Source organism: Cohnella sp. GCM10020058 (genome assembly GCF_042683485.1).
Classification (GTDB): domain Bacteria; phylum Bacillota; class Bacilli; order Paenibacillales; family Paenibacillaceae; genus Cohnella.
On record NZ_JBHUJV010000002.1, the window covers coordinates 409,548 to 422,369 of the forward strand.

Annotated in this window: 5 protein-coding genes; all 5 read right to left on the minus strand. The window is 58.9% G+C overall.

What is annotated here, in order from left to right; all coding sequences use genetic code 11:
- Positions 1–85: 85 nt before the first annotated feature.
- On the minus strand, positions 86–2,773 hold the full coding sequence (locus tag ACFSR7_RS04865; protein WP_378159412.1) for a beta-mannosidase: 2,688 nt from the start codon (positions 2,771–2,773) through the stop codon (positions 86–88).
- Positions 2,774–2,904: 131 nt separating this feature from the next.
- The gene (locus ACFSR7_RS04870; RefSeq protein ID WP_378159413.1) at positions 2,905–8,559 is read right to left on the minus strand and encodes a carbohydrate binding domain-containing protein; all 5,655 of its coding nucleotides are present in this window, start codon (positions 8,557–8,559) and stop codon (positions 2,905–2,907) included.
- 225 nt (positions 8,560–8,784) lie between these two features.
- Complete coding sequence (locus ACFSR7_RS04875) at positions 8,785–10,389, minus strand: ABC transporter substrate-binding protein (protein WP_378159414.1); 1,605 nt, start codon at positions 10,387–10,389, stop codon at positions 8,785–8,787.
- Positions 10,390–10,465: 76 nt separating this feature from the next.
- Complete coding sequence (locus ACFSR7_RS04880) at positions 10,466–11,374, minus strand: carbohydrate ABC transporter permease (protein ID WP_378159415.1); 909 nt, start codon at positions 11,372–11,374, stop codon at positions 10,466–10,468.
- A gap of 11 nt (positions 11,375–11,385) precedes the next feature.
- Positions 11,386–12,288 (minus strand): ABC transporter permease, encoded by a 903-nt coding sequence (locus ACFSR7_RS04885; RefSeq protein ID WP_378159416.1) that lies wholly within the window; start codon positions 12,286–12,288, stop codon positions 11,386–11,388.
- Positions 12,289–12,822: the final 534 nt, after the last annotated feature.

A 12,822-nucleotide genomic window follows, 5' to 3' on the forward strand; every position in this document is an offset into this window, starting at 1 on the left:
TCAGAGAGCAGTTTCGAACGGTTTGTTCGCCAACCCATTTCCTAGCCTAGCGGGGCAAACTTTTCTGATTAATCAATAAGACCGGTCAGTTCCAGCCAAGCAGCTCGATTGCCGGCTCGTTTCTTGAATCGCTTCCGGGACCGTGTCTCGGGTCGTTTCTCGTGTCAATTCCCGATTCGATTCCCGAACCCATTGCCGGCTCGCCCTCAGCTTCGGTACCCGTCATCGCATCCAAGCTGCGGTATTCGATCGTTTTACGCTCTCCCGGCAGCAGATCGAAGTAATTGTCCGAAAACACGAACGCGCCGTGCAGGAGAACGGCTTTGGCGTAGCGGTCCGCCGTGACGGTCACGCTGCCGGCTCCAGGCCCGCCAGTACGGGACGCGATCCGCAATCCGGAAGGCGCGAGCTTCATCTCCGCCGGAAGTCCGGCGAAATAGATGCAGCGATCGCTGTCGAAGCCGCCGGCGATATCCATGACCAGCACGTGGCGATGATCTAGCAGCGTATCCAGCTCCGCCGCCGGTATCCCCGCCGCTACAGCCGAAGCGCCCGCCCCGGTCGCGAAGTCGAACGTCCCGGACCAGACCTCGGCGTCTTCGGCCGAGCCGTCAAGCTTCAGCACGCGCAGCGTCCCCGTTCCCCGGATCTCCTCGGGCTTGTCGCTGCACACCCAGCATTCGTACGTCCCGGTCTCCGCGTTTTTTTCAATCGATGCGATCACCGGCCGCCCCGCCTTTTGGAATCCGTAATACCCGCCCTTCGGGTATCCGTAATAATCGACCAGGCTCCAGCCGCTCGCCGGCCAGCAATCGTTGTACATCCAGAACAGGAGACCGCCCGTATAATGCCGGTTGCGCCTGTACGCCTCCACGGTCAGACGGGTAAGCTCACGTTGGACGAACGACATGTGCCGGATATGCTCGACTGTCGACGAGGCGGTCGGCGCGAGCTTGTCGGCCAGCGTCCGCAGCGCCCGGAAAAGCGAGAAGTCCTTCAACCCCGGGTGGTTCTTCGTGTGGTATTCGATCATGTCATAAGTCGGATCGGCCAGATCCTCGTCGTTCATCATTCGCCGCAGGGTATGAATCTCCGGCGTGCCGAACAGCGGAAATTCCGGACAGAACCGACTCAGCAGGCCTGCAAAGTAGGACCGGTAATCGCGTAAATTCGTGTTGCGGAAAACGTCGAACATCTCGAACAACGCCGCCGTATAGTGCGCGGTGCCGATCGTAAACGAATTGTTGGTGCTGCCGCCGTATGGACTCGTGGGCTGAAAAGGCCGGGAGGGATCCAGCGCCGCGCACAGCCGGCCCGTGATCCGCTCGGCGATGCCCCGTCCCGGATAATCCGGGTCCTCCTCGCCTGCGAACATCCCGTTTTCGTTGTCCCCGTTCCACCAGACGAGACTGGGGTGATTCCGCAGCGCGCGAATCGCGCCCTCGACCTCGGCGGTCAGCGATGCCGTCCAATCCCGATCCGACTCGGGATAGGTTCCGCATGCCATCATGAAGTCCTGAACGACGACGATGCCGAGCCGGTCGCACCAATCCCAGAACGGCTCCGGCTCGTAGATGCCGCCGCCCCAGCAGCGGAGCATCGTCATTCCGGCATCTCTGGCGAGCCGGAGCAGGTGCTCGTAGCGCGAGTCCGGAATGCGCGACGGGAAGGGATCGCACGGCACCCAGTTGGCCCCTTTGCAAAAGACGGGAACGCCGTTGACCAGCAGCCGGAAGCCGCTGCCCGGCCGCTCGCCGTTCGCCTCCCACACCATCCCGTCCGGATTGTCGGCAACCGTATCCCCTGTCGTTCCTTCCAAGCGAATCTTCGCGGTCATCCGCTCTTCTGCGCTTCCCGCCCGGTCTTCGAGCTGCTCGATGCGCACCGTCCGGATCCCGAACGCGCGCGAACGCTCGTCAAGCAGTCCCGACTTGCCGTACAGCTTCGCGACGAGCGTATACAGCGGCTGGCCGCCATATCCCGCAGGCCACCACAGCTCCGGCTCCGTCAAATCGGCTGTCAGCTCCAGCTTGCCGCCGTTCAGCCGCCGCTCGGCCTGCCAGACGATTCCGCCGGACGGACTCTCTATGGCAAGCGATAGCCGCAGCGGCTCTTCGGTACGGCCGGTCGTCTCGACCGCGACGGCCAGGGAAGCACCGCGCGCGTCCAAAGCCTTCGTGTAAACAAAGAGATCTTCGATCGCCGCCACGTCTTCGAATACGAGACGGACAGGCCGCCATATGCCGTAGCTGACGAGGCGCCCCACCCAGTCCCAGCCGAACGTGCACTGCATGCGCCTGACGAACAGCCGCTCGCTCGTGAAGGCTGCGCCGAGACCGGCGTACGACTTGCCGGCGAGTCCCTCCGCGACCGTGCGGAACCGGACGGTCAGCTCGTTCGTCCCTTCCCGCAGCAGCCCCGACACGTCGAAGCGGTAGCGAACGAACATGTTGTCGGTCCGGGCAAGCCGGATGCCGTTCAACTCGATTTCCGCGTACGTATCCAGCCCTTCGAATTCCAGCAGCGGACGTCCCGGCTCCAATCGCTCGAACTCGAACGTCCGGCGGTACGTCCACCGCCAATGCTCCACCCACTGGCAATCGTCCGCCTGCTTGCGGTAACCCGGATCCGCGATCAGACCCGCCGCGAGCAGATCCTGGTGCACATGACCGGGGACCTGCGCGCCGATCTCGATTTTCGCTTCCTTTCCCGACGCGTCTATGCCTTCGCCTTCCAATTTCCAAGCGCCTGTAAGCATCAATGTACTGATCATTCGCAACCTGCCTCCGGTATCTAATTTCAATATTCATTTGAATGGAATCTTCAAAAGAAAGATGCTCGCCGACGCGGACCGACGCGTAAAGTCATGGTCCGGCGGGAGCATCCTCTTGCGTTCTTATACGATTAAGGCAGTTGGAACACGACGGTCGGATCCGCTCCGATATCCTTCGCGATGTTCGCGAGCGCCGTTCCGTACGTCATGCCGAAAGTGTAGGAGCCGGGCAGCAGTTCCACGCGGATCTGGCCGCCCGCCGTGCTGCCGATCGTCCGCCAGCTGCCGCCCGCATACACCTTGGCCGTGCCGCCGTTCACCGGGTTGCCGCCGGCATCCTTCAGTTGGATAAGAACGCTCGCCGTCTGGAATACCACGGCCGGATCGTCGCCGACGTTCTGGCTCTTTTCCTTGTACACGCCGTCATAAGTAATGCCGAACGTATACGTGCCCGGCAGCAGCTCCTTCGTCGCTTCGCCGCCTGCAGTCGTACCGATCGTCTGCCAGCTGCCTCCCGCATACACCTTCGCGTCGGCGCCGTTCAGCGGATTATTCTGGCTGTCTTTCAACTGAACCTTCGCCTTTACCGTCTGGAAGACGACGGATGCGGGACCCGTCGACGTATTTTGCGTCAGCTGCTTGGTCGTGCCCAGATAAGTCACGGAGAAAATATAGCTCCGCTCCGGCAGCGACTTCGTCACCCGCCCCGAGGCGTCCGTCGTCCCCATGTCCTTCCAGCTGCCGTCGTAATATTTGACCGTGCCGCCGGCGAGCGGCTGTCCCACGCTATCCTGCAGGGAGACCGTGGTCACCGTGGCGGCCAGGCTGAAGCTTACGCTTTGCTGCGTCTCGGCGTTACCCGCCAGGTCGGTCGACTTGTAAAGTACCGTATACGAGCCCTGTTTGCCGAACGTCAGCGGCGCCGTGTAAGGCATCCAGGTCGTCCCGTTATCGACGCTGTATACGGTTTGCGCGACGCTGGACACGCTGTCCGATGCCGCAAGTGTCAGCGTAACCGGGCCGTTATACGCGCCGCCAGGACCATCGGGCACAGACGGATTCAGCGCGGCCGTCGTGACCGGCGGGGTAATGTCTGCTATGACCGGACGAACCTCGATATCGTCCACGTAGAAGGTTTGCACCGGACCGCTTTGTTCCGTATACAGGTATACCCGGACATCGCTGACCGTCCCCGGCTCATCGATCTTCCAAAAGCCCGATGCCTGCGTCCAGCCCCCCCTGAGCAGCGGCGCGCTGGTGAATATATATATCTGCTTCCCGACGCCATCCACCTTGTATTGCAGGCAGATCCGGAACAGCGCAGGCTGCGCGGGCGCTGCAGCCAGTTTGGCCCAGGCCGAATAATAATACGTCTTCCCCTGTTCGATCGATGTGGGCATGAAGAACGACGCGAATCTGTTGTCGTTCAGCTTCGTCACCTGCAGAGATTGCGCCCCCAGGCGTTTCTCTGCCGTTGTCAGAGCTACGCCGGCGCTGGAGCCGTAATAAGCCGAAGGAATCGCGGCGCCCTCCATGTCGGGGTTGAGAATGAGATTGCTTCCCAGCACCGCGCCGGCGGGCTGCCCGGAACCGAGCGCCACCGTCACGGTCGTCGTCGCCGTGAATCCGCCGTCGATGGCCGTTGCCGTAATATGCGCAATGCCCGCTTTCTTCGCGAACACCGTGCCGCCGATGTCCACGACGGCTACGTCCGGATTGTCGGAGTTCCAGATCAGCGCTTGGTTATTGACGCTGCTCGAGGGCTGGAACGTCGGGACGAGTGTCTTCGTCTCGCCCATGTTCATCGCAGTCGTCGGGTCGATGCTCAGTCCCGTCGCATAAGTCCACGCCGGACTGGGCGAATACGTCACAAGCCTCGCTTCGACATCGTCGAGATAGTAGTCGTGGTTGGTGCCGTCGATCTCCGTGTAAAAGTAAAGCAGCACATTGGAAATGGGACTGGTCTCCGCGATCGTGTAGTTGCCCTGCAGCTGCGTCCATTGATCGGCGGAGAGCCCGGCACTGGTGTAAATGATCATCTGTTTGACATTGCCGTCAACCGTATACTGCAAGCAAAGCCGCAGCGGCTCGGTGAGCGTCGGCGCCTTCGCGAGCTTCGCCCAGACCGAATAATGGTATTCCTGGCCTTGCGTGACGGTGATCGGAAAGGAAGCGCTGCCGTAACGGCTGTCCTTGACGACCTTGAGCGACTGATGGCCGCTGTGATACTGCGTGACGTCCAATCCCAGCGCGCCGTTCTGCACGCGCGCCTGAATCGTGCTTCCTTCCATGCCTGGATCCGTCACAAGGTTGGCGCCCAGCATCGGCAGCGAGGTTGCCGTATCCAGCTGCACGGCATCGATGCTGAAGCTGCCGGCCGCAAGCGTTGGCACCACCCGAATTTGCTTGATCGTCCCTGTCCAGGCAGCCGCGGAACTCGTATCGAATACGTACTCGCGGAGCGTCGAATCGCTTGGCAGGATATAGGTCGAGAACGACTTGGCCGCATTCCATACGGGATCGGCGTCCGTCGTATAATAAAGCTTCGCTTGCGAGCCCGTCGTCTGGTTGCCGAGCTGCACGCGAACCCGCTTGATCGTGGAAGCGTCCAGCCCCAACTGATCCGGCGATTCGACCGCAGGTTCCGCCCCGCCGGATGCGCCCAGGGAGGTGCCGCTGAATCGGCCGCCCAGCGCCTGCCCGCCGGCGATGCGTCCGTTCGCCGTCCAGCCGTCTCCGAATTCAAAGTCCCAGACGGCACCTGCCGGATAGATCTGGATTTTCTGCGCGGCCGCGTCCCACTTCAAGGTCGCTCCGAAGGCTTGCTTGAGGTACGAGAGCGGCGCGAGCACCGTCCCGTTAGCCAATTTCGTCGGCGCGTGTTCGAGCGTGATGGACTGATTGTCCTTGAGCGCCGTCGTACTGCCGACCGTTAATTCGTAGACGCTGCCGCCCTTGACTGCGATGAACTTCTGATTGGCCGCGTCCCACTCGGACCGGACGCCGAGCTGCAGCCAGATGTCCTTGATCGGCACCATGACGACGCCGTCCTGCACGAGCGCCGGCTGGCTGAAGTTTTTCCGTTTGCCGTCGATGTACAGCTTGATGTCCGTAGAATCGTCGGCGACCGCCCGGATATAGTCGATGCTGATCGTGCCGATCGCCGAGATCGGATCGATCCGGATCTGTCGGATATTGCCGGTCCAGCTCTTGTTCCGCCACATTTCCACGTAATAATCCGTGTACCCGTCGTCTTGCGGGATTACGTAGAAGCCCATCGCCTTCGTCTCGTTCCAGTCCCCGTCCAGCTCGGTCGTGAAAAATACTCTGCCGTCGATATCGTTCGCGCTGTTTTTCATCCGGATCTTGAGGTAAGGCGCGTCCTCCGCCTTAATCCCCAGATGGTCCGCCGAGATGATGCCCGGGTCGGTGTTGTTGGTGGTGCCGGTGAAGGTGCCGCCCGCGACGCTCACCGCGTCGATCTGCTTCAGCACGCTCCAGCCCTCGCTGTCGCCCGGCGTGTTGAATTCCCACGAGGCGACCGAATTGCTCGATATCGCCGGAGGCGTCAAGGTACGGTTCTGCACGACGCGTCCTTCCGGATACAGGACGTTGATTCGCGCCTTCTGGGTTGCGGTCGGCACGGCATCCGTATGGGTACTGACGCCCGCGAACACATCGCGGATCGCATCCACGTAGCCGAAGCCCGCGAGCCCTGCCGGCATGATGAAATGGCCTTCCCCGAATTCGTTCCAGTTGTCCAGCATGACGAGCTTCTTGCCCAGATTGCCCGCCGACAGCGACGGAATATAGGTGTCCTTCGTCCACTGCGCCAGCGACTTGAATTCGGCCGGGGTCGCATAATATCCCGCGCTCAGCCCCCAGGCGGTATCGTCCCTGCCCATGCTGAGGCCTGGAATGACGTCCAGCACCCCGGCGTTGTTTTCTTGCGTCAGCTTGAGCTTCTGAAAATCGGGATGCCCGCCGAAGGAGCCCCACGAATAGGCGTAGACACCGTCGAAGCCCGCGGCCTTCCGGTTCTGCAGATCCTGGGCGCTCGTGCCGTTATACACGTTCAGAATGGTTAGCTCGCCGACGCCGGCATCGCGTGCCGCGTCTCGCAGATCATCCATCAAATCCTTTGCGAGCTCTTTGGTGCCGCCTGCCAGCTTGACGAATTGATCGTAGTTGTAGATGGTGAACACCGGCTTGCCGTCAACCTTAAGGTACCGGGGGTCCTTGAAATAATATTCAATCCAGTAGGGGACCAGATTGTCGCGGAAATCGGCGATGTCCTTCGCCGCCGAGTTCAGGTTCTCCCACATGATGGCAAAATGGGCCAGATTGCTGTACTTGGCATTGAAGTAGCCGTCGTCGAGCGCATCGGACAGGTAGGAATCCTTGATCGGCGCGCCTTCTCCCCCGATCGGCCTGAACCAGCAGGACATCTGGAAGTCGATGCCGTGCTCGAGCATCCACTTGATCTCCCAATCGGCCGTCTCCGGATTGCCTTCGTCGTAGAAGCCCAGGTAAGGCGTCCGGTCCGGGAACGGATTGATCACGTCCCAGCCCAGATGATGCCCCTCCCGCCACATCGGGCAGCTCTGTACGCCGACGAGCTGATCGCCGGTACTGACGGCGGCAGGCGCGGGCACATAGTCCGTCGGCTCCGTTGTATTCGCATACACAAGGATATCGTCGAGCCACATCAGGCCCTTGTTCGCGGCGGAGGTGGAGAACCGGATACCGTCGACGGAAGCGATGCCGGAAGCGATATCGACGTCCGCTTTCTGCAGCTTGCCGTTGACGTAGAGGTCGGCCTTGTGCGTGGCCGGCTTCAAGACCACTTTAAGGCGGTACCACAAGTTTGCCTTGTAATCGTCGTAAAACTTCACGGGCTGTCCGGTCGTGTCTTCGTAAACAAGCTTCCCGCCTGCGGTGAACAGCTTGAGGGCCGTCGTACTGCCGCTTCTCAATTCGGCTGCGAGTCCGTCGGTCTTCACCGGGATGAAAATCTTGTATTCCGCGGTCAGATTGCCCGAGATCGCGGCGAAGCTCTTCGCCAGCGACATGCTGCCGGTCGAGGCGGACGCGTCGATCTTCAGGCTGTTGACGTCCGGCTTCGGGGCGCTGAGCATCTCGGCGACCTTGATCGAGCCTCCGTTAAGGACAGCCGTCCAATCCTGGGGCAGATTACCCGAAGCCGGCATGACCGACAGCAGCCTTTCGTTGACCGCATAGTCTTTATAGATATGAAGCGGCGTAAAGTAAAAGTCGCCCGTAGAAGCGACGCCCGTCGTCAGCTGGAAACGGTTCAGCGCGGACACCGGGTTGGCGAAATTTTGGGCGCTCGCCCGCAGGATGCCGTTGACGTACACATCGACCTTTTGCGCGGACAGATCCGCAATGACCTTGACGCCATATTCGACATTGGCCGAATACGCCTGCAAGGTCACCGTGGCGCCTCCCGACGTTTCCAGCACGAGATTGCTCCCGGTGGCGCTGGTCGCGATGCTGACGCCGGGCGTATTGTCGCCGAGCAGTTGCCAATGCAAACCGCCTATGACGCTGAAGGGCTTGAATCGAAACTCCATCGTCAGCTTCCCTTCGCTCTGGGCCGCGAACTTACGGCTCATCGATACGGGAAGCTTCGTACTGGCATCGCTGATTTTTAACGTGTTGTTGTAGATGCTCGTCAGCGCGCCGCCCGCGGCCCGAACGTCCCAGCCGGACGGCTGGCTCTCGCCCGGCACCAGGTTGGAGAGAAACGCAAAATCCTCGTCCACCAAATATCCGGCTCCCGCCGGCAAACTGTCGGCCGAGGCGGAGCGCGGCGCGGCCGCCAAAAAGAAAACGCATACAAACGCAATCGCACAAAAAGCAGTCCAGCCGTTCTTCATTGCGCGCATAAATGAAGATTCCCCTTTGCTTGGTTATTAGAGGCAGACGCTTATTCATAAAAAGCGGCCCGACTTGCTCTCAAGCTGGGCCGCCTTGCCGAACCGTTTCTTTTAGCTGTTTTCCGCCTTCCACGCGTCGAACTGCTTTTGCGCTTCGGCCATGATCTTGTCCATACCCGCCGCATCCAATCGTTTCTGAAGATCGGCATAGTAGCTCTCGAAGTCCGGCATCGAGCCGGTCGTCAGAATCGGATTCGATTCCTTCTGGATGGCGCTCACCTGCGCGATCTCCGTCTTGACGGGCTCCGGATTGAAGATGAAGCCGAGGATGCCCGACGCCTTGCCGTTGTCGTTGTTTTTCTTCATCTCCTGAAGCGCTGCGGTGGAGTTCCAGTTCGAATCCCATTGATCCCACAGCGGGCCGAGCCAGTTGTGCCAGATCGCCCAAGTCTGATCCGCGCCGGTCGTCGCTTCGATCGTCGGATTGTCATCCTTCACCGTGCCGGACTTGACCGTATAGTTTTTGCCTTCGACGCCGTAGGCCAGCGTATTCAGCAAATACTTGTCGCCCCAGATCTCGTTGAGCAGCATCATCGCCCGCTCCGGATTTTTCGAGGTGGCGCTGATCGCCGTCGCGGCGGAAGTCATCGAGTTGGTCGAGATCGTCGGATAGCCGGCCAGCGTCTCTACCGTCGGGAAGCCGTAAGTCGCCGTCGACTTCGAGCCGTCCTCCGTATAGCCGCCCGAATCGCGCATGACCGCGTACTTGCCCGACTTGGCTTCGGCCAGATAGTCCGTCTTGATGGCCGCATCCTTGGCGATATAGCCTTTTTTGTAAAAGTCGTTGATCGTCTTGTAGTTCTCTTTGTTCTCGGGCACGCCCAAAATCTTGACGATCTTTCCGTCCTTCTCGCTATAGGAGATGCCCGGCGTGATCGTCGTATAGTCGTACAAGCTGACGCCCGCCGCGGTACCGTTGGCCGTAGCCAGGAGCGGGATCATGTTCGGCTCGTTTTTCTTGATCTCGGCCAGGAACGGCTCCAGGTCCTTGATGCTTTTGACGCTCTTGTAGTCGAATTTGTACTTCTCCACCATATCCTTCTTGAAAACGTGCGCGCCGGCTGGCGCATAGGGCGTCTGCGCAGGGATCGCCATGATCTTCCCTTTGTAGGTCACCGCTTTCCACGCGCGAGGGTCGACCTTCGCCAGGATGTTTTGGCCGTACTTTTGCAGCAGCTCATCCAGGGGCAGGAAAGCGCCCTTTTGGACATTGTCGCTGATGCGATTGGAGGAAAACGTGGAAAATACGATGTCGTAAGGCTCGCCCGCCGCGGAGATCAGCTTCATCTTGTCTTCCCAGCCGGCATTGTCGATCAGATTGAGATGCAGCTCCGCGTTCAGCTTTTCCTTGATGATCTTGTTCGCTTCCGCTTCGACGGCGGCTTGATCCTTCATATTGTCGATCGGCTTCGGCATATACCAGCTGAGCTTGACGAAGTCCTTGGTATCGCCTCCGGTATCCGCCGGCTGCGAAGCAGGCGCGCTGCCGCTCGGGCTGGCGCTTGGACTGGCGCTCGGACTGGCGTCTGAGCTTGCGGACGGGCTGGGGGATGCCTCGTTATTCGAACTGCAACCGCTTACGATTATTGCCGCCGCCAGCATGGCGGATGTACTGGTTCCAAGCCATTTTGCTTTCTTCAATTTTGTCGGACTCACTCGGATTGCCTCCCTTGTATATGCCTTTCATTTATAATCAGCAGCCGTAAGATCAAAAGACTCACGGCTGTAATTATCACCCTTTAACCGAGCCTACCGTCAAGCCCTGCACGAAATATTTCTGAAAAAGCGGGAACACGAGCAGCATCGGACCTGCCGCCAAAATACACATGGCCATTCTGGCGCTTAAGGAGGGCACGAGCATGCCCGGTTTGACCAGTCCGTATTGAATGGCTTCCGCCGAATTCAGGTACTCCATGTTTTTCAGCACGCGAATGAGCAAGTATTGCAGCTTCATCAAGTTGTCGTGCTCGACGTAAAGGAGCGTCAGCCACCAGTCGTTCCAATATTGGAGGGCGAAGAACAAGCCCAGTGTCGCCAAAGCCGGCTTGGAGATCGGGATGACGATCTGCGCGAAGATGCGCAGCTCGCCGGCGCCGTCGATCTTCGCCGATTCGATGACCGCCTCCGGTATGGTCTGGAGGAAGCCTTTCATCAGCAGCACGAACCAGCCGCTGATCAGATAGGGCAAGATGAGCGCAAGGATGTTGTTCTTTAGCCCCAGCCACTTGACCATCAGAATGTAAGAAGGAACCATCCCGCCGTGGAAGAGCATCGTAAAAAAGATGAAGAAGGCGAGAAACGACCGGAAACGGTAGTCCTTGCGGGATATCGCGTAAGCGTAAGTCGTCGTGACCCACATCCCGACGAGGGAGCCGATGACGGTCGTCGCAATCGTGACGAAATAAGATTGGAACAGCACCTTGGGTTCGTGCAGGATGACGCGGTAGGCGTCAAAAGTAAAGTTTCTCGGGATAATGGAATATCCGAACTTGACGATATCGTTCTCGCTCTGGAACGACGTGCCGATAATGACGAGAAACGGAAACAGGCTGGCCACGCACAACAGGATAAAGACGAGATGAATAAACATTTTCCCGGCGGTCGGTTGACTCCGCTTGAGGGCCGTTACGGAACCGTTCATGTCTGCACTCCTTAGAAAAGAGAATTTTCCGGATTGATTTTTTTGACGATGGCATTGGTCGCGAGCACGAGGCAGAAGCCGACGATGGATTGGAAAAAGCCCGCTGCCGAAGCCATCCCGATGTCGCCCATGTCGATCAACGACCGGTAGACGAACGTGTCGATGACATCCGTCGTCTTGTAGAGCAGGGACGAATTGAGCGTCACGTTGTAGAACAGCCCGAAGTCGCTGTAGCAGATGCTGCCGATTTGCAGGATGACCATCATGATGACGATCGGCTTGATCATCGGCACCGAGATCGAGATCGCCTGCCTGATCTTGCTTGCCCCGTCGATCTTGGCCGCGTCGTAATACTCCGAATCGATGCCCATCAGCGCTGCGTAGTAGATGACCGAACCATATCCGAGTCCCTTCCATACGGCAGCCGCCACCAGAATGTAAGGCCAGTACTTGGGATCGCTGTACCAGAGGATCGGCTCTTTGCCCAAGGTGACCAGCAGCCGGTTGATGACGCCGTAATCCATATCGAACAGCGAGCGGAAGGCGAAGCCCGCCACGACCCAGGAGATAAAGTAAGGAATAAACAGGATGGTCTGATACGCTTTGACGAACCGGCGGCTGAGCTCGTACAGCAGCAGCGCGATCGTCACCGAGAGCGTGGTGCCCAGAACGATAAAGGTCATATTGTAGAGGAGCGTATTTCTCAGCACCCGGAAGAGCACATCCCCGTTGAACAGGAAGCCGAAGTTGTCGAAGCCGACCCAGGGACTGTTCCAGATGCCCAGATTGTAGCGATAGCTCTTAAAGGGCAGCAGCATGCCGTACAGCGGCACGTAGTTAAAAAGAATAATGAGCAGAAATCCCGGCAGCGCCAACATCGATAATCCGAAGTTTCTTTTGATCGTCCTGATCATGTGACCGCACTTCCTTTTCGCATTGCTTGTCGTGATAAGCCAACTTTAAGGCGCGGAAGGCGGGAATGTATATTTTAAAAACGGTATTTTCCTATAAAAAGCCGCAAATGCGCGTTCGATCGGAGCAATATGCGTATTCCCGAAGCCGCAAACAAAAGGGAGGCGGTGCAAAAAGGGGGCGCGGACGTGCAGCGGGCGCATTAGAACCGCGCGGGGAATGCCTATTCGATGGCTCCTCCCACTGCCGTTCCCACGGACCAGCGTGCGTATCGCTGCCGGCGTCGCTCTTTCGCCACAATGCCTGCAAATATACATCCTTTTTCGCCAATTTCGCCCCATTTGTATAGGATAGATGCTAAAAAGCAGTTATTTCCTTCCACCATCCGGATTTATGGCTTGCGCTTTGCATTTACCTGCACATTTGCAGGCATTTCTTGGGGTGGCGCGAGCCGTTAGAAAATACATGTACAGATGCAGGTTTTTAGCCCGTCCCTCCATAAAGCCGCGGTAAGCCGAAAGCGCATTTAACTTTCC